This window comes from Actinomycetota bacterium, from assembly GCA_040754375.1.
GTDB lineage: Bacteria > Actinomycetota > Acidimicrobiia > Acidimicrobiales > AC-14 > JBFMCT01.
In genome coordinates this window covers 1-17,576 of sequence record JBFMCT010000053.1, presented here as the reverse complement: position 1 = coordinate 17,576, position 17,576 = coordinate 1, and the positions used below count along the sequence as shown (strand labels likewise).

The following is a 17,576-nucleotide window of genomic DNA, read 5'->3' as shown; positions in this document are numbered from 1 at the left end:
CCCGCCCGCGGGCGCCCGGGGCGTTCACCGGGCCCCCGCGGGACGGCCGAGCCGGCCGTGCTGGCGCTGGCCGGGACCGACGCGGGGCCGCCGCCCGGCCAGCTCGGGGTCGAAGGACTCCGGCGGCTCTTTCAGCTCACTGGCGGCCAGGACCACGCTCATGGCCACGAACACAGCCGCGCCCACCACCAGCACGGCGCTGCGGCCCACCCCCCGGGCCGATCCTGCGGCCCAGGCGGCGGCCATGAAGGCGGCCGAGGCCAGGTGAGGCCCCACCAACAGGTAGCCGTCGCGGCCCCGGGTCTTGCGGGTGATCAGGTAGGCGTGGTGGCGGCTGCGGACCACGTCGGCCAACGCCAGCACCACGTAAGGCCACTTGGCGAAGCGCAGCACGCCCGAGCGCAGGTGGAGCCCGGCCTCGACCCTGGGGTTGAGGAAGAACCGCTGGCGGTAGAGCTCGCAGGCCTGGAGCACGGCCACCAGGGCCAGGGCCTTGGTCATCACCGCCCCCGAGAAGGCGCCAGCCGGGGCCCCGGTGACCAGCAGGTAGGCCAGCAGCCCGATGCCGAAGGCCGTTCCCAGCCCGCTCAGGTAGTGGAGGCCGTGGCAGAAGCCCACCACCCGCTCGACCCGTCCCAGGCGGGAAGCCACCTTGGGGTACCAGCGGAACTTCACGTCGAGCACCGACCGGGCCCACCGGCGCTGCTGGCGCAGGTAACCGGGCCAGTCAACGGGCACGAGCCCCTGGGCCAGGGTCTCGGGAACGTAGACGCCCCTCCACCGGGTGGCCCGGTAGTAGACGGTCACCAGCAGGTCGTCGGCCTCGTGGGGGGCGAAGCCCCCGACGTCGCGCAGGGCAACCGTGCGGTGGGCGGTGTGGCACCCGGTGACGATGGGGTACCCGAGGGCGTAGCTCGTCATCTGGGTCGACGAGTAGTAGGCGTAGGTCTCCTCGGCCGCGCCCCGGGCCACGAAGCCGGCGGACTGGTTGTAGTACACCTGGGCGGCCTGCACGTAGCCGATCCCGGGATCATCGAAGTACCCGAGCACCCGTTCGAGGAAATGGGTCTCGGGGATGTGGTCGGGGTCGAAGTTGACGATCACGTCGTAGCGGTCGTAGGCCTCTTCCTCCAACCAGGCGTTGTAGTTGCCGTGCTTGGTGCGGGCCTCGAAGGGCCCTTGGGCGCACTGGTAACCCGGGTGGTGCCGGCGGGTGAAGTGGTGGGCACCGAGGCGCCGGCACAGGGCCCGGACCTCGGGCGCGTCGCCCTCGTCGAGGACCCACGTCTCGTGGGGGTAGTCCATGGCCACCAGAGCCTCGACCGTGAGCGCGAGCATCTCGATCGGCTCCGAGCCGGGGACGAAGGTGGTGGCCACTCCGACCTTGAGCCCGGGCGACGGGGGCCGGTGGACGGGCCGGCGCATGAGGGGGAGGAGCAGCCAGCGGGCGCCGTACATGGCCAGCCCGACGGCCGCCAGGGCGGTAATGACCACCCCCACCGCCGGCCGCTCAGCCCATACCGCGTCGGCCGACCATGACCGGAAGGCCCACAGCCCGGTCCACCCGGCGAGCACGGTGAGCCCGGTGTAGATGGGTAGGTCCCACCACCGGAACACCCGCTGGCGGGTGACGGCGACATCGGCCGACTGGGTCCTCATGGCTGGCCCCTGACCACCCCAGGCGGGGCATCGACCGGACAACGGACGGCGGACGCGGTCACAGCACCACCGGCCAGACGAGCACGGCCCCCACGGTCGCCAGCGAGTGGCCCAAGGCCGGGCCGAGGACCGAACCTGATCGCTGGTAGGCCCACCCGAAGACCAACCCGGCGCCTGCGGCCGCCACCACGGCCGACGCCGACCGGCTGGGCACGTAGACGGCTGTGAAGGCCACGGTCGCCAGGGCGAGGGCGGCCCGAGCGCCCCAGGCCCGCTGGGCGCAAGCCAGCAGGAGCCGGCGGAAGAGCACTTCTTCGGTGACGGCCGCGAACGCGATCAGAGCCAGGGCGGCGGCCACGAACCCGGCCTCGGTGGCGAACGTGAACTGATCGCGTCCCGCCCCGGCCAGCGCCCCGGCCGCCAGCCCGGCCAAGACCGGCGCCCAGACCGCCCTGTCCCGGTAGGCGGCGTCTGACCGGACGGCCCCGGCCAGCGCCCACGGCGGCTCCCGCAACACGACCGCTCCCCGCCCCGCCCCCCGCGGCTGTGCGTTGGCCCGGGACGGCCCGCGCCGGCCCGCGCCGGCCGCCCAGGGTGTGAGCCCGGGTACGTGGCGGGCGAGGAGCAGGCCGGCGGCCAAGACGGGGGCGCCCAGCACGACGGCCCGAAAGCCGGGGGCCCCGGGCCCGACGGGGACGGTGAGGGTCACCAGGCGCATGGCCCCGATCAGGGCGACGACGACGGCCACCTCTCCGTTCCCGCCCCACGGCGACCGGCCCGACAGTCCCCGGGTGGCAGGACGGGCGAAGGCGGCCACGTTCACGGCCGCGAGGACGAGCACGGCGTGCACGGCGGCGCCCGCGGGCACCGACACGAAGGCGGTGACCAGTTCGGCCCCGACCAGGCCCAGCAGCAGCCCCAGTCCGCCGATGGCCCAGGGCCCGGCGGCCTGACCGGCCTTGGCCCCGGAGCCCTGGGTGGAGGGCGCGACCTTCATCACAGGCTGAGCTGGTCGAAGCGGACGACGACGACGGCCACGAAGGCCACGAACAGCGGCAGGGAGACGGCGTCGGCCGCCCGCAGCCGGCCCGGGCCGTGCTCACCGCGAGCCGCGCCCAGCACCTCGCGCTGGGCCAGCAGGACGAGCAGGACCGTGCCGATCAGCAACCCGGCCGTGACCGAGACGGTCCGGACGGGGCTGGCGGCGAAGTACTCAATCGCCGAACTGTCGAGCAGTGAGCTCACTGTCCACCTCCTCCTCGGGAGCGGGGCCGGGACCGGGGGCGGCCCCCGGCGGCCGGCGGGCGGGCACGCCCATCACCACCGCCATGAAAGCCAGGACCACGAGCACGGCCGCCGGGGACGAGGACCAGCCCGTCCACACCATGGCCTGGGCCACGGCCATGGTCACCGCCACGCTCACGGCCAGCGCCACGGACACGGCCATGAGCGGGTCGGCCACGCGCAGGCGGGCGACCACGGCCGCCCCCGGCCCGCAGGCGAAGAAGGCCGTGACCAGGACCGGCCGGACCGTGCCCCCAGTGCCGGACTGGTACATGGCCAGCACAGCCAGGCCGGCCGCAAACGACCCGGCCGCGAACGGACCGCCCGCCACCCGCGGACCGCCCGCCACCCGCGGACCGCCCGCCACCCGCGGACCGGCTGCCACCCGCGAACCGGCCGCGAACCACCCGCCCCCGGGCCCACCGGACTTGGGCCGGCCCGTCATGGGGACACCCCCCCGGGGTGGTGGATGACCACCGCGTCCCGGTTGCGGAAGGCCACGACCGTCTCGCCGGTGGACGCCAGCAGGTGTTCGACCTCGGCCGTCCAACCCGGGGGCCGCCCCTCGATGAGCTCGCCGTGGGCCTCCTGGCTCCGGGTGATGAGCAGGTAACCGGGTCGGCCGTCGTCGGTGGTCATGTAATCGAGCACCTCGTGGGCCTCGTCGAGGTGGTTGGCCGGCACCGAGCCGATGTAGGAGTACGTGTCGATGTCGCGATGGCGCCACGGCAGCGACGAGTTGAGGGCCACCACTCGGCTCCGGGGCGGCGCGTTCTCGTACACCCACTCGACGGCCGCCACCTCGTCCTGGGTGAACGACTCGAACCGCTCGTTGCCGTAGCGGACGACGAGGAAGGACAGGGCCATGGCCCCGCTGGCCGCCGCGGCCACGGCCATCGTGCCCCGGCCCGGCCGCGTGCCCGGGGCCAGCTTCTCGGGGAAGAAGGCCAGGGCAGCCAGCAGGGCGGCGAAGGGCAGGGCCAGCAGGTAGACCCGCAGCATGATCTCGCCCCCGTAGCTCTGCAGGGCCACCAGCGAGAACGGGGCGGCCATGAGCAGCAGGTGCGGCCACGGGACCCGGCGCCGCCGCCGGTAGGACCGTACGGCGCCCACCAGGGCCACGGCCCACAGGGCCAGGGCGGCCACCACCCGAAGGCGGATCACGAACACGTGCCCGTCGTTGCCGGCCAGGCGCTGGCCCACCCCCGACTGGATGGCCCCGGTGATGCGCCCTATGCCTCCGGTGACATCGGCCAAGTGGCCCCGCCAGTAGGGCTCGGCCGCGAAGCTGAGCCAGGCCAGGGCACCGGCCAGGAACAGCACGGGCAGGAGCCGGAGCACGCAGCGCTGGCCCAGGACGAGCGCCGCGGTGGCGGCCACCAGGGCGAAGGGCGTGAGCTGGTGGGACACCACGCTGGCCGCGAAGGCGGCCAGGACAACGACCACCAGGGCGGCTCTCGTCCCCGGCCCGGCCGGCTGCACCGGTACCTCCAGTGACCCGGTGCCGGGCAGCCACGGTGCCCTGCCGGTGTCGGTCGGGCGGAACCAGGTGAGCAGCACGGCCAGGATCACGGCGTAGAGGACGAAGTTGAGGGCCTGGGGTGAGAAGTAGTCCTGGCCCACCCAGTTGGCCACGCAGAAGGTCCACAGCGCCGTCCAGTGGGCCCGGGGCTCGGCGTCGGCCACCCTCACGAGGATGGCCACCGGGGCCAGGGCCACCAGGTTGAACACGACCGGCGACCAGCGCACGAACCACAGGGCGCTGTCGAGACCGGCCACCCGTTCTACCAGGGCGGCGGCCGTGAAGAACCCGGGCCAGCTGAAGCGGGCGTCGAGCAGCGGGAGCGTGGCGTTGTGCTCGGCGATGTGATCGGTGAACCCGGCGTGGATCCACGACGTGGGGAAGCGGGGGACGGCTTCCACGACCGACACCACGCCGTGGAGGAACACCACAGCGGCCACCAGGTAGGCCCACAGCAACCGGGCACGAGGCTCGCCTCGGCCCAGCTCGGTGAAGAACCCGGCGGTCAGCACGGCCACTGCCGCGAAGAAGCTCAGGGGAAGGGCCGACACCAGCCCGATGTCGGTGAGCCCGCCGAGGTCGACTCTGGGCAGCGACCACAGCCACAGGGCGGTCGCCACGCCCAGGGCGACCAGCGGTGCGGGCCCGGTCCGGGGTTGGGGACCGGGGGGGCGGGGGGCGTCCGCGGCCGTCCGGGCCAGCGTCGTCGTGCTCACTGGTCCGCCGCCTCGAGGGGTCGTGCCCGAGTGGCCTCCAGCAGGCGGGGGACGACGAACAGGGCGACCACCACTTGGCCCACGAGGCTGGCAGCCCCCGCCCCGGCCAGGCCGGCGGCGGGCACGAGTACGGCCGCCGCCCCCAGCACGAGCACGGCCTGACCGGCCTGGACGGCGGCGATGCAGCCCACCCGACGCTGGGCGCGGCAGACACCCACGTAGAGGGTGGACAGGGCACGGGGGACCGTGGCCAGCCCCAGCAGGCGCAGGGTGGTGGCACTCTCGCTGGCGTACCCGGCCCCGAAGGGGACGAGGACCAGGGGGGCCAGTACGACGGTGACCGCGGCCAAGGGGACGACCAGCGACAGCGCCCGCCGTACGACGGTGGCCGCCATCTCGGCCAGGCGCCCTTCGTCGCGGGCCGACTCCACGATCAGCGACGTGGCCAGGTTGCCGGCCAGGAGGTCGATGGTCGTCACGATCACCCACGGCACGTAGAACCGGGCCCCTTCGACCGAGCCCAGCAGGGCCACGACGAGCAGGGGCATCAGGGTGAGCAGGGCCTGGGCGAACACGGACCCCGCGTAGTCGCCGCCCACGAAGCGGGCCAGGGCCCGAGGCGAGAGCAGTGGTGTCGTGGCCGGTTGGGCGGCCGCGTGAGCGGGGATCAGCCGGCCGAAGAGCAGCCAGGTGACCGGGACCACGGCGATGGCCGCCGGGAGCGTCCACGAGGCGAACACGGCGGCCGCCGAGCCCCCAGCCAGCCCCACCAGGAGGCCGAGCTTGGCCAGGCCGAACAGGCCGTTCTCCACCGGCACCCACACGGCCCGGCCCACGGCCGTCAGGGCGCTGTCCTGGATGACGAAGAGGCACCAGGCCACCGCCGCTCCCACGAAGGCGGCCCCGAACCAGGGGCTGGCCAGAAGGGGGCTGTCGGCCGGCGCCCACCACCGGGCGGTGGCCACGGCGGCCGTGCCCAGGACCACCGCGGCTGCCGCCGCGGTGGCGTAGGCCCCGCCCAGGAGGGCCGCGCTGTGACGCCCGGCCACGGGTAGGAAGCGGGTGATGGCTCCCATGAGGTTGAGCTGGGAGACGCCGGCCACGAACAGCAGGGCGGACACGGCTGCCGAACCGGCCCCCACTGCGCTGGGTGGGAACAGGCGGGCGGCCAGCACCCAGTACCCCAGCCCGAGCACGGCCGTGACGGCCGTGTTGGCCATCAGGGCGTAGCCGTTGCGCAGCAGGGCGGTGCCACCGGCCGGGCCCGCGGCCCCCGGCCGGACGGGGGCGGGACCGACGGCCGTCCGCGGTGTAGGCATGGGACCGGCGCTCACGGGCCCCTCCTGGCCGCCCGCACGCCCAGCTCGCGCCCTCGGCCGGCTACCTGGCCCGGCCCTTCTCCCGGGCCGCGCCCTGTCGAGCGGGCGCTCACCGGGGGCCGCTCCCGGCTCGGTGCTGCCATGTGCCGTGGGCGTAGCCCGCCCCGGCCACGGCCACCCCGGCGGCGATCGACGCGGCCCGGCCCAGGCACTCGATGCGCCGTTCGGTGGCGGCCGCCGCCAACGACCGGGCCATGCCCGCGGGCAGGGTGCGGACCACGTAACCCCGCTCGGTGGCCAGGGCCGCGTCCTGGCCCCGGGCGGCTGCCACCATGGCCTTGGACTGCCCTTCGGCGAAGCACCGCCGGCGGAAGTAGGCCCACGAGGACCGGGCGGCCGGCACCTCGTGGTGCACGACGGCGTCGGGTTCGTAGACGATGCGCGCCCCTGGCCACCGCTGGTTGACCCGGATGCACAACTCTGTCTCCTCACACCCCACAGGCTTGGTCCCCAGGCGGCCGATCCCCGGGGTGAAGGTCCCGACGGCGTCGAAGACGCCCCGCCGGAAGCTCATGTTGCAGCCCGTCAGGTTGCGGACGCTCTGGCGTCCTTGGGGCATCCCCCGGTAGCTGCACCCCACCACCCAGTCGAACTCCTCGGGCCACCACCGGGGCCGGGCGTCCTCCCAGGCGGGCAGGGCGCGCCCCCCGACGGCCACCACCTCGGGCTCGCGGTAGGGGGCGGCCAGCCGCACCAGCCAGTCGGGGTCGGCCACGGCGTCGTCGTCGAGGAAGGCCACCACCGGCCCCCGGGTGGCCGCGATGCCGCGGTTGCGGGCGCCTGACAGGCCCCGGGGCCCGCAGTTGGCCACCGCCCGGGTCACGGGCAGTTCGGCTCCCACCCGTTCGAGCAGCGCCGGGTTGTGGTCCACGACCACTGTCACCTCGCCGGGGCCGGGGCGGGCGTGGACGACCGAGGTCACGGCCCGCACCAGGGCGGCCCAGCGGGCCTCGTCGTAGGTGCAGATGACCACCGATACGTCGCCCGCGGGCGAGCCCTTCATCTCCGGCCCGCCCCCATCCCCACCGGGGCCAGTACCGAGCGGTAGAGCTCCAGGGACCGGGCCCCGACCACCTGGGGGTCGAAGGTGCGGGCTGCGTACCCGGCCCCCGCCCGCCCCCAGGCTTCGAGGCGCCCGGGATCGGCCAGCGCCTCTTCCACCTGGCGGGCGGCCCGGGCCGGGTCGTCGTCGAGCACCAGCCCGAGCCCGCCGGCCGCGAAGGGCAGGGCGCAGCCGACCGACGTCGAGACGGCACAGGGCACGGCCGCGGACATGGCCTCGGCCAGCGACATGGACAGGCCCTCCCACCTCGACGTGAGGGCGAACAGGTCGGCGCTCCCCAGCACCCGGGCCTTGGCCAACCCGAACACGGGCGGGCACAGCGAGAAGTTCGGAGGCGACGTGCGCCGCAGCCGGTCGGTGAGGGCGCGGCCGTTCTTGTCCTGCTCGCCGTAGACGGCGAAGTCCGCGTCCGGGCAGTGGCGGGCGATGCCGGCCAGGCGGTCGAGCCCCTTCTGGCGGACGTCGTAGCGGCACAGGGTCACGACCAGTGCCCGGTCCCGGCCCGGGCCGGCCGCGTCCCGGGGTACGGCCAGTGGCCCCACCGGGTTGGGGATCACGGCCGCGAGGCCGGCCAAGCGGGGGGCGAAGGCCGCCAGGTCGGCCCGCTCCAGCTCGGTGAGGCAACTGGCGCCCGCGGCCCTTTGCAGGAAGGCTCGTTCTACCGCGATGGCGTACGCCGACTTCAGCACCCGCCTGCGGTCCAGGGACTCGCGGGCGTAGCCCGAGTGAGGCGATACCACATATGGCACCCCCATCCGTCTGAGCCTTCCCGCGGCCAGAGCGTGCAGCGGCCGGAACACCGAGTGGAAGTGCACGACGTCGGGCCGGCCGGCCGGGCTGGCCAGGCGACCTCGCAGCACTTCGAGGGTGGCCGGGCCACCTCCGTACACGCTCACGTCCGCACCGGTGTCCTCCTGGGCCTGGGCCAGCCGGCGGACGGCGGCACCGATGCCGTCCACCCGCAGGCGGGCGCGCGTCAGGTTGAGATGCCAGATCTTCATGGGGCCGGGTTCAGGAAGGACGGACCCGTTCGGCGACGATCGTGCGCAGCACCCGGATGCCGTCCCGGCGGGCGTTGAGGTTGCTGGACCCGTGGATCCGGGCTTGCTCGTAGCTCGGGACCTCGGCCACTCGCAGCCCGGCCCGGGCCGCCCGCACGTTCATGAGGGTCTCCACCTCGAAGCCCGGGCAGTCGACCCGCAGGCCCCGCAGGCAGTCCCGCCAGAACGCCGTGTACCCGTAGCAGAGGTCGCTGTAGTTCGTGCCGAAGAGCAGGTTGACGGTGCGCGACAGTGCCCGGTTGCCGGCCCGGCGCAGGGGGGTGATGTCCGCGCTGCCGCCCCCGGTGATGAACCGGGAACCCTTGACGTACTCCGCCCCGGTGAGCAGCGTGGCCACGAAGCGGGGGATCTCGGTGGGGTCGGTCGACCCGTCGGCGTCGAGCATCACGATGATGTCGCCCGTGGCCTGCGCGAACCCGCAGGCCAGGGCGTCACCTTTGCCCCTGCCCTCCTGGTGGATGATGCGCGCGTCGGGCCGGTAGCGCCGGGCCACCTCGACCGTCTGGTCACGCGAGTGGCCGTCGACGACGATCACCTCGTCGACGCTGGCGGGGATGCGGGGGAGCACGTGGGGGAGGTTCTGGGCCTCGTTGTAGGTGGGGATCACCACGCTCACCGCCGGCCTCACCGCCGCCCCGCTCGGCCCGTCGGGGCCAGGGGCCACTACGTGCTCGCCGGCCGCCGATCGGTACCTCCGGTTGCTGCCCGCCGGGTGGGCCGCGCCATCGGCGCGCGCCACGAGTTCTGTGACCATGTTCGGGGGGCCTCCTGAGCTTCCTCGTACGGCTTCGCTCCGTGATCGGAGCGGTACGGCATGAGCTGCAGGGAGCGCCTGCAAACCCGCTCCCTTCCCGCGCGGAACTCCCGTGCCCGGGTTGTTCCGTCCGGCCCTCTACCCCCGCCTCGTCCGGCGGCAAACCCGGTTTCAACCCCCGTCGCCTCGAAAGTTTCGCGGCCCCCGCCCGGGCGCCGGTCAGAAGATCGTCAGGAGGACGACGACCCCAAGGGGGAGCAGCAGCCAACCCAGGACGGTCAGGGCGATGGCGATGATGGCGAACGGTCTGGAGGAGTCACGTGGCGGTCTCCCGCACCATCCGATTGTCTCCCACAGAGCGGCCAGGGGACGGTCCATCGTGAGCTGCACCCGGCGCCGGGCGATGGCCGCTCCCCGCAGGATCGTCCACGACGCCGCTCCCAGCAGGACCGAACCGGCGATGAAAGCCACGATGAACCCCGTGCGCGACCCGGCGGCCGCGCTGGCCCCGCTGCGGATCCCCTGAGTGAGCGAGGAGACGGCCGCCCCGCCGACCAGGAAGGCGGGGATGCCACCGGCGTTCTTCTTGAAAGCGGGCATCGACCGCTCCACGTCGAGGCGGGCGCGCACCAGGGTGAGCCGGCTGGGGTCGCCCACGGGCACCCAGCCCAGCCGCCGGGAGTAGAGGTCGCGCAGCGAGTCGATGACCTGGGACTGGTACTTGCGGACGATGAACTGGATCACCTTCTGCACGAAGAACCGGGTGACGCCTGTGAGCGGGCCCATCCGGAGCTGGCTGGGGTGGCGGGAACCGTTGCGGGCCAACACCTCCAAGGCCCGCATGGTCACCGAGTGGGCCTCCTGCAGGCGGTCGGGGAAGGCGATGGGCCGGGTGGCGGCCAGCTCCCTGACCATCTCCCTCTCCACCCGCCCCGACCCTCCGAGCTGGTTGAGGAAGCGGTCGGTGGCGGCGTCGCCCGAGTCGTAGAGGAGCTGGAACTGGCGTAGGTGGTGGCTCAGCTCGTCGAGGAGGAGGGGCCGGTCGGCCGGGCGGACCTCAGGCCCGGCGCCCGCACCTCCACCCGCGGCCCCGCTGCCGCCCGCGTCGGGCACGACCTCGTCGCCCACTGGCCCCTCCGGCACGCCCCGACGGTAGCGGGGTCAGGCCCGGGCCAGGGCGGTCACCACGGCGTCGGTGGCCGGGCCGGTGGGGGCGCGCAGCTCGAAGCCGGCGCGGTCCCCGGGGGGCTGCACCCACAGCTCCCAGCCCCGGGCGGTGCGCTCGGCGCTGGCCTTCACGTAGGTGCGGTCCCACGAGGCCACGTCGGGGCCGAGGCCGTTGCCGGCGCGCGACAGCGCGAACAAGGTCACCCGGCCGGCCGTGACAGCCACCACCACCTGGCGGGGCAAGTCGCTGTCACGCCGGGCCATGACCACCGACACCGCCCCCATGACCATCGAGATCCAGTCGCCCCGCCCACCGGTCTCGGGCGGGCTCGGGCGGAAGCGCGCGGCCGCCTCGACCGGTTCCCCCAGCTGCCGCTGGGCCGCCTCCCGGAAGCTCCGTTCGATGGCCCGACCCTAAACGCCCGGCGACTGGCCCGCACCGCGTCGGTAGGCTCCGAGAGATGTCCCGCCCCCGCCCGGCTGCTCAGGGCCGCGCAGTCTCCCCTCAGTAGCCCCGGTGGCCAACCCGCTGTTACGGCCGGTCGACGAGTTCGTGGGGACGATCGCGCCCGTTCTCGTCGGGCTGGCCGGCGAGCTGCGTGTCCAGAGCGAGAAGCTCCCCGCGGACGTGGCTCTGGAGGCGTTCAACGTGGCGGCCGCCGTGATGGACTCGGACGGGACGCTGACCGACGACGAGCTGTGGGCCTTCATCGGCGTCTTCGCCCGCCGTTTCGACACCGTGGCCCGGGCGGCCAGCCCCATGGGCCTGCGGCTGGCCGGCCTACTGGGAGGCAAGCGGACGTTCGTGGACCACCCCTCGGCCTTGTTCGCCCTGTTGCTGCGGGCCGACGCCGCCCGGGGGACGACCCACACGTGGGACTACCACCGGCTGGCCCTCGACATCGCCACCGCCGTCGTCTCGCTGTCCCCGGTGGCCAGCCACGCCGAGCTGGCCGCCGTGGAGCGGTTCCGCTCCACCTTGCTGGCGGCCATGGACGGTGCCGGCCTACCCCGGCCCGGCAGTGCGCCCGCGACCACCAGCCCCACGCCCGGCCCCGCCGTCCTGGAGGCCACCGACGCCCAACCCGAGACCCCTGAGCCTCCCGAGCCGCCCCGGCCCTTGGAGGAGCTGCTGGCCGAGCTCGACGAGCTGGTGGGCCTGGCCGCCGTCAAGGCCGAGGTCAAGCTGGTGGCCGACCTCATCCGGGTGCAGAAGCTGCGCCAGGAGCGGGGGCTGCCCGTGGTCGACCAGAGCCGCCACCTGGTCTTCACCGGCAACCCGGGCACGGGCAAGACCACCGTGGCCCGGCTGATCGCCCAGATCTACCGGACCCTCGGGGTCGTCGACAAGGGCCACCTGATCGAGACCGACAGGGCCGGCTTGGTGGCCGGGTACGTGGGCCAGACCTCGATCAAGGTCAAGGAGGTCTTCAAGGCGGCCATGGGAGGCGTGCTGCTCATAGACGAAGCCCACGCCCTGGTGCGGGGCAACGAGCGGGACTTCGGCCACGAAGCCATCGACATGATCGTCAAGTACATGGAGGACCACCGGGGCGACGTCGTGCTGATCGTGGCCGGTTACCCCGAGGAGATGACCGAGTTCCTCGACGCCAACCCCGGCCTGCGCTCACGGTTCCCCAAGACGATCTACTTCGAGGACTACAGCGACGCCGAGCTGCTGGGCATCTTCGACCTCATGTGCGCCAAGAACCACTACTCGCCCACCCCCGAGGCCCGAGACCGGGTGCTGGCCTACCTGGCCAGCCAACCCCGCACCCACGGCTTCGGGAACGGCCGGGTCGTCCGCAACCTGTTCGAGGCGGCCGTGGCCCGCCACGCCTCCCGGGTGGTGGACGAGGCCGAGCCCAGCGACGACGTGCTCGTGACGCTGGAGGCGGCCGACATCCCCGCCGCCGCCTCCTAACCTCACCTCGTGGTCCCCGAGAGGTTCAAGGAGCTGCTGGACGAGGTCGCGCCGCTGGCCGAGCGGTTCGGGCGCGCCGGCTACCGGCTCTACCTGGTGGGGGGGAGCGTGCGCGACGCCATCTTGGACCGCGCTCTCGACCTCTCCGATCTCGACTTCACCACCGACGCCCGCCCCGACGACATCGAGAGCGTGCTGGGAGGCTGGGCCGACGCCGTGTGGCTGCAGGGCAAGCGGTTCGGCACCATCGGGGCCATCAAGGGGGGCCGGCGCTACGAGATCACCACTCACCGGGCCGAGGCCTACCAACCCGGCTCGCGCAAGCCCGACGTGCAGTTCTCCGACGCCGTCGAGCCCGACCTGTCCCGGCGGGACTTCACGGTCAACGCCATGGCCCTGGCCCTGCCCGCCATGGAGCTCATCGACCCCCACGGTGGGATCGCCGACCTGGCCGCCCGCCGCCTGCGCACCCCGCTGGCGCCCGAGGAGTCCTTCAGCGACGACCCCCTGCGCATGCTCCGGGCCGCCCGGTTCATCGCCGGCTACGGCCTCGAGGCCAGCGCTGAACTGGTCAAGGCCGTGGTGGCCATGGCCGACCGCCTGTCGATCGTCTCCGCCGAGCGCATCCGCGACGAGCTCGACAAGCTCCTGGTCGTCGACGAGCCCGGGCCGGGCCTGTGGTTCCTCGTCGATACCGGCCTGGCCGACCAGTTCCTGCCCGAGTTGCCCGCCCTCGCCTTGGAGCAGGACCCCGTACACCGTCACAAGGACGTGCTGGCTCACACGATCGCGGTCGTGGAAAAGACCCGGCCCGACAAGGTCCTGCGCCTGGCCGCGCTCCTGCACGACGTCGGAAAGCCCCGTACCCGGGCCTTCGGGCCCGAGGGGGTGACCTTCCACCACCACGAGGTCGTGGGCGCCCGCATGGCCGAGAAGCGCATGCGGGCGCTGCGTTACCCCGTGGAGGAGATCGAGGCCGTGCGGCGCCTCGTGGAGCTGCACCTGCGGTTCCACGGCTACGGCGACGAGATCTGGACCGACTCGGCCGTCCGCCGCTACGCACGCGACGCCGGGCCGCTGCTGGAGAGGCTCAACGAGCTGACCCGCTGCGACTGCACGACCCGCAACGCGGCCAAGGCCCGCCGGCTGGCCGAGCGCATGGACCGGCTGGAGGACCGCATCGCCCAGCTCCGCCAGCAGGAGGAGCTCGACGCCATCCGCCCCGACCTCGACGGCCGCCAGGTCATGGAGCACCTGGGCGTGGGACCGGGCCCCGTCGTGGGCCGTGCCCTGGCCCACCTGCTCGACCTGCGCATGGAGCACGGCCCCTTGGGCGAGGACGAGGCTTACCGCCGCCTCGACGCCTGGTGGTCGGCCAACCAGCCATCCTGACCCGCCCGCAGGGGACCTCTAGTCGTCGAAGAAGTAGTCGCCTTTGTCGTAGGGGCGGCGGATGCGGCAGTGGGGGCAGGGGATGGAGGTCGTGGGCATAGGCGAGGCCGCGAACTCGGCGGGCGTCATCTGGTCGGGGACGGCGAAGACCTGGTAACAGCCTTTGCACTTCACGTACAGGGTGTCGGCCATCAGATCCCCTCCTTGCGGGCGCGCACCACGAGGGTACGCGGTAGCCACAGGAACGCCTCCCGCCACCACGGGCTGTGCCCGTCCCCGGGGCCCGACTCGGGCTCGATGATGGCGTCCACCCGGAAGTTGTTGCGGCTGAGCCCCATGAACAGGTCGCCCATCGTGTGGTGGTGCTGTCCGAAGGGGGGCTCGGCCGACTCGTCGACCGGCGAGCGGTCGAAGTAGGAGCGGCGCACCAGGAGCGGCTGATCGGGGTGGTCGTCGTCGATGAGGTCGTAGACCGGGTGGGGGATGGAGAACACCAGAGGCGCGCCCTCCTTCAACACCCGGTGCACCTGGCGGAACACGCGGCTGAGGTCGGCCACCCCGCCGAAGGCCCAGGCCGAGAACACGATGTCGACGCTGTCGGCCCGCTGGAAGGCGAGGTCGGCCAGGTCACCTTGGTGCCACTCCACCCGCAGCCCTTCGCGCTCGGCCCGCCGCTTGGCCGCGTGCAGGGCCTCGGCCGAGGGGTCGTGGCCGATGGCGTGCGCCCCTTGCTGGGCGAAGGCCAGCGCGGCCTGGCCGGTGCCGCACCCGAGGTCGAGCACCCGCTTGTTGGCCACGTTGCCCAGCAGGCGCAGCTCAGCCTCGGTGGCCGTGTCCGGCCCGTAACGAACGACCGTGGGCTGCTCGCCCAGGTCCTGGAGCTGGCGGTTCCAACCGGCGGCCACGACCGAATCATGCCCCAGCCGGCGCCCCGGGGTCGGCCCAGCCGCCTCTCGTCAGCCGAGGGTCCTCCCACATCTCGCCCCCCGGCGGTCGTGGCCGAGACGGCGACGGTCTTCGAGGAAGTGCTCGGGCACTTCGACCGTCACCGCACGCATACCCTCAACCTTGCCCGATGAACTCCTCCACCATACGATGAGCTACATCGTCGTGGTACTGCACAGGGGGAGACTTCATGAAGTAGGCCGAAGGGGCCAGAAGGGGACCGCCGACGCCCCGGTCGAGGGCCAGGCGGGCGCAGCGGACGGCGTCGATGATCACGCCCGCGGAGTTGGGTGAGTCCCACACCTCGAGCTTGAGCTCGAGGTTGAGGGGCACGTCGCCGAAGTTACGCCCTTCGAGGCGGATGAAGGCCCACTTGCGGTCCTCCAGCCACGGCACGTGGTCGGACGGGCCGATGTGCACGTCGTCGGCCGCGATCCCGTTGTCTATCTGGCTGGTCACGGCCTGGGTCTTGGAGATCTTCTTTGAGATCAGACGGTCGCGCTCGAGCATGTTCTTGAAGTCCATGTTGCCGCCCACGTTGAGCTGGTAGGTGCGGTCGAGCACCAGGCCCCGGTCCTCGAAGAGGCGGGCCAGCATACGGTGCACGATCGTCGACCCCACCTGGCTCTTGATGTCGTCGCCGATGATGGGGACGCCGGCGTCGGTGAACCGCTGAGCCCATTCGGGATCGGAGGCGATGAACACGGGGATGGCGTTGACGAAGGCCACCCCGGCGTCGAGGCAGGCCTGGGCGTAGTGCTTCTGGGCATCCTCGGACCCGACCGGCAGGTATGAGACCAGCACCTCGGCCCCGCTCCGGCGCAGGGCCTCGGCCACGTCGACGGGCTCCGACAGCGACTCCTCGATGGTCTGGCGGTAGTAGTGGCCGAGACCGTCGAAGGTCGGGCCCCGCAGCACCTCCACGCCCAGCTCGCCCACGGGGGCGAAGCGCACGGTGTTGTTCTGGCCCGAGAAGATGGCCTTGCCGATGTCGAGGCCGACTTTGGCGGCGTCGACGTCGAAGGCGGCCACCACCTCGACGTCACCTACGTGGTAGCCGCCGAGCACCACGTGCATGAGGCCGGGAACGGTCTCGGCCGGATCGGCCGACCGGTAGTACTCGATGCCCTGGACCAGGGAACTGGCACAGTTGCCGACGCCGGCGATGGCCAGGCGGATCGGCTTGGACGGGGCTGCGCCTCGGGGGCTAGCGCTCACGGGACTTGTCTCCTTCCGGTGGGGTCGGCCGGGGCGGCCGCCCTCTGCTTCTCGGAGGCGATGAGCGAGTCCAGCCAGGAGATGTCGCGCTCGGTCGCCTCGGTGTCGTGTTCCATCAGCGATCTCGTGTAGGTGTCCATGCGCTCGCGCCGGCGGCCGCTGCTGCGGTAGCGGGCGAGCTGCTCCACCAGTTGGGCCCGGCGTCGCTCCAGCAGCACCAGCCGGGCTTCGGGGCGCATGTAGCGACAGAAGGCGAGTTTGAGGTTGAACGCCTTGGTCGTGTCGGCGCTGGTGGTGTCGGCCGCCAGCAGTTCCTCGAACAGCGCTTGGCCGTGCTCGGTGATCCGGTAGACCTTGCGGACCCGCGACGAGCGCGGTTCGGTGCGCCGGGCCGAGGAGGTGGCCCGCCGGGCCCGGTAGGCGGCGGCCTCCCCGGCGATGGAGCCGGTCATGGGCACGGGCGCGCCGGATGGCTCCGCCCCGGGGCTTTGGGGCCCGGGCACCGGTGGCTCCGACGTCTCGACCGCGCCGGCCCGCTGGAGGCGGGCCAGAGCCGGGTAGAGGGAGCCGAACGACACGCTCGAGAACGGCCCGAGTGCCTCCACGAGCCGCTTCTTCAGCTCGTAGCCGTGGAGGTCGGACTCCTTCAGGAGGCCGAGGATGGCCAGTTCGATCAAGTCTTCCCGCGGTCCTCTCGGTCGGCGACGAAATGCGTGTACCGATATATCGAACCGATATATCGGTACGAGTATGCCCGGCAGCCGGCCGATGGTCAACCGGAGGCGCCGTCCGGCGCGCGACCGGGCCGGTCTACCCTGTTCGGCGTGAGCTTGAGGCCCGAGTCGATCCGGGGGGCCGGTCCCGCGGCCGGCTTGGGCCAGATCGACTACCGGCTGGTCCGCAAGCACGCCGTCGACGAGTTCAAGCGGGGCCGGCTCAGCCGCCTCGACCTGTGCGACGCCCAACCCGAGCTGATGCGGGCGGCCACCAACTGTGGCCGGGCCAGCGAGCAGCTGTGCCCGATCTGCGAGGAGTCGAACGTCGTGCTCGTGTCGTTCGTCTTCGGTTCCCGGCTGCCCGCTCACGGGCGCTGTGTGACCACCGCCAAGGAGCTCGACCGCCTCAGCCGGCGCCAGTCCCAGTGCGCCTGCTACGTGGTCGAGGTGTGCCCTTCATGCGCATGGAACCACCTCCTGCGTACCTTCGTGCTGGGCGGGGCGGACCGGTCCAGATAGCTCCGGATAGGCTGCGGCCGTCTTGCGCCGCTACGACCATCTCGGGATGTCGTCGGTGACGGTGGGCCCGTCCGCGGCCCCACCGTCGCGGACGCGTGCGGCCAAGCCGCCCCCCGGCCCGCCCACTGTGGGCCGGCCCGGTCCCCGGCGCCCACCGCAGGGCCAAGTCGCGGGCCGAAACGGGGTGGCCCGCCCGCCCGCACACGCGTCCCCGGGTAGGAGGGCGCCATCGCCCAGCCCCGGCGCCGAGCGCCAAG

Annotated in this window: 18 protein-coding genes; 3 read left to right on the top strand and 15 right to left on the bottom strand. The window is 73.1% G+C overall.

What is annotated here, in order from left to right; all coding sequences use genetic code 11:
- Positions 1–24: 24 nt before the first annotated feature.
- The 11 genes from AB1673_15820 to AB1673_15770 form a co-directional block, all read right to left on the bottom strand.
- Positions 25–1,659 (bottom strand): glycosyltransferase, encoded by a 1,635-nt coding sequence (locus AB1673_15820; protein MEW6155431.1) that lies wholly within the window; start codon positions 1,657–1,659, stop codon positions 25–27.
- 58 nt (positions 1,660–1,717) lie between these two features.
- Positions 1,718–2,656: a CPBP family intramembrane glutamic endopeptidase gene (locus AB1673_15815; GenBank protein ID MEW6155430.1), complete on the bottom strand. Its 939-nt coding sequence runs from the start codon at positions 2,654–2,656 to the stop codon at positions 1,718–1,720.
- Positions 2,656–2,904: a hypothetical protein gene (locus tag AB1673_15810; GenBank protein MEW6155429.1), complete on the bottom strand. Its 249-nt coding sequence runs from the start codon at positions 2,902–2,904 to the stop codon at positions 2,656–2,658. The genes AB1673_15815 and AB1673_15810 overlap by 1 nt, the downstream gene beginning before the upstream one ends.
- Entirely contained in the window at positions 2,873–3,388 is a 516-nt protein-coding gene (locus AB1673_15805; GenBank protein MEW6155428.1) for a hypothetical protein, read from the bottom strand. Before AB1673_15805 ends, AB1673_15810 begins: the two co-directional genes overlap by 32 nt.
- Complete coding sequence (locus AB1673_15800) at positions 3,385–5,181, bottom strand: hypothetical protein (protein ID MEW6155427.1); 1,797 nt, start codon at positions 5,179–5,181, stop codon at positions 3,385–3,387. Before AB1673_15800 ends, AB1673_15805 begins: the two co-directional genes overlap by 4 nt.
- Positions 5,178–6,515 carry a teichoic acid transporter gene (locus tag AB1673_15795; protein MEW6155426.1) on the bottom strand — a complete coding sequence of 446 codons (1,338 nt, stop codon included), beginning with the start codon at positions 6,513–6,515 and terminating at the stop codon, positions 5,178–5,180. The genes AB1673_15800 and AB1673_15795 overlap by 4 nt, the downstream gene beginning before the upstream one ends.
- 94 nt (positions 6,516–6,609) lie before the next feature.
- The gene (locus tag AB1673_15790) at positions 6,610–7,563 is read right to left on the bottom strand and encodes a glycosyltransferase family 2 protein (protein ID MEW6155425.1); all 954 of its coding nucleotides are present in this window, start codon (positions 7,561–7,563) and stop codon (positions 6,610–6,612) included.
- Positions 7,560–8,624, bottom strand: coding sequence for a glycosyltransferase family 4 protein (locus AB1673_15785; GenBank protein MEW6155424.1), 1,065 nt, complete (start codon positions 8,622–8,624; stop codon positions 7,560–7,562). Before AB1673_15785 ends, AB1673_15790 begins: the two co-directional genes overlap by 4 nt.
- A gap of 10 nt (positions 8,625–8,634) precedes the next feature.
- Positions 8,635–9,300, bottom strand: a complete 666-nt coding sequence (locus AB1673_15780) for a glycosyltransferase family 2 protein (GenBank protein MEW6155423.1) — start codon at positions 9,298–9,300, stop codon at positions 8,635–8,637.
- Between the two features lie 357 nt (positions 9,301–9,657).
- Entirely contained in the window at positions 9,658–10,581 is a 924-nt protein-coding gene (locus AB1673_15775) for a hypothetical protein (GenBank protein MEW6155422.1), read from the bottom strand.
- An 18-nt stretch (positions 10,582–10,599) separates the two neighbouring features.
- Entirely contained in the window at positions 10,600–10,896 is a 297-nt protein-coding gene (locus AB1673_15770; GenBank protein MEW6155421.1) for a hypothetical protein, read from the bottom strand.
- A gap of 226 nt (positions 10,897–11,122) precedes the next feature.
- Here AB1673_15770 and AB1673_15765 point away from each other — a divergent pair, with 226 nt between their 5' ends.
- Positions 11,123–12,529, top strand: coding sequence for an AAA family ATPase (locus tag AB1673_15765; GenBank protein MEW6155420.1), 1,407 nt, complete (start codon positions 11,123–11,125; stop codon positions 12,527–12,529).
- Between the two features lie 9 nt (positions 12,530–12,538).
- Positions 12,539–13,921, top strand: a complete 1,383-nt coding sequence (locus AB1673_15760; GenBank protein ID MEW6155419.1) for a CCA tRNA nucleotidyltransferase — start codon at positions 12,539–12,541, stop codon at positions 13,919–13,921.
- An 18-nt stretch (positions 13,922–13,939) separates the two neighbouring features.
- Here the strand turns inward: AB1673_15760 and AB1673_15755 are convergent, their stop codons facing one another.
- The 4 genes from AB1673_15755 to AB1673_15740 all read right to left on the bottom strand — a co-directional run bounded on the left by AB1673_15755 (position 13,940) and on the right by AB1673_15740 (position 16,761).
- The gene (locus AB1673_15755) at positions 13,940–14,113 is read right to left on the bottom strand and encodes a hypothetical protein (protein ID MEW6155418.1); all 174 of its coding nucleotides are present in this window, start codon (positions 14,111–14,113) and stop codon (positions 13,940–13,942) included.
- Positions 14,113–14,826 carry a class I SAM-dependent methyltransferase gene (locus AB1673_15750; protein ID MEW6155417.1) on the bottom strand — a complete coding sequence of 238 codons (714 nt, stop codon included), beginning with the start codon at positions 14,824–14,826 and terminating at the stop codon, positions 14,113–14,115. The genes AB1673_15755 and AB1673_15750 overlap by 1 nt, the downstream gene beginning before the upstream one ends.
- 157 nt (positions 14,827–14,983) lie before the next feature.
- The gene (locus tag AB1673_15745) at positions 14,984–16,084 is read right to left on the bottom strand and encodes an inositol-3-phosphate synthase (protein MEW6155416.1); all 1,101 of its coding nucleotides are present in this window, start codon (positions 16,082–16,084) and stop codon (positions 14,984–14,986) included.
- Entirely contained in the window at positions 16,081–16,761 is a 681-nt protein-coding gene (locus tag AB1673_15740) for a PadR family transcriptional regulator (GenBank protein MEW6155415.1), read from the bottom strand. Before AB1673_15740 ends, AB1673_15745 begins: the two co-directional genes overlap by 4 nt.
- A gap of 147 nt (positions 16,762–16,908) precedes the next feature.
- Between AB1673_15740 and AB1673_15735 the strand changes: the two genes are divergently transcribed.
- Positions 16,909–17,319, top strand: coding sequence for a DUF5318 family protein (locus tag AB1673_15735; protein ID MEW6155414.1), 411 nt, complete (start codon positions 16,909–16,911; stop codon positions 17,317–17,319).
- Positions 17,320–17,576 lie beyond the last annotated feature (257 nt).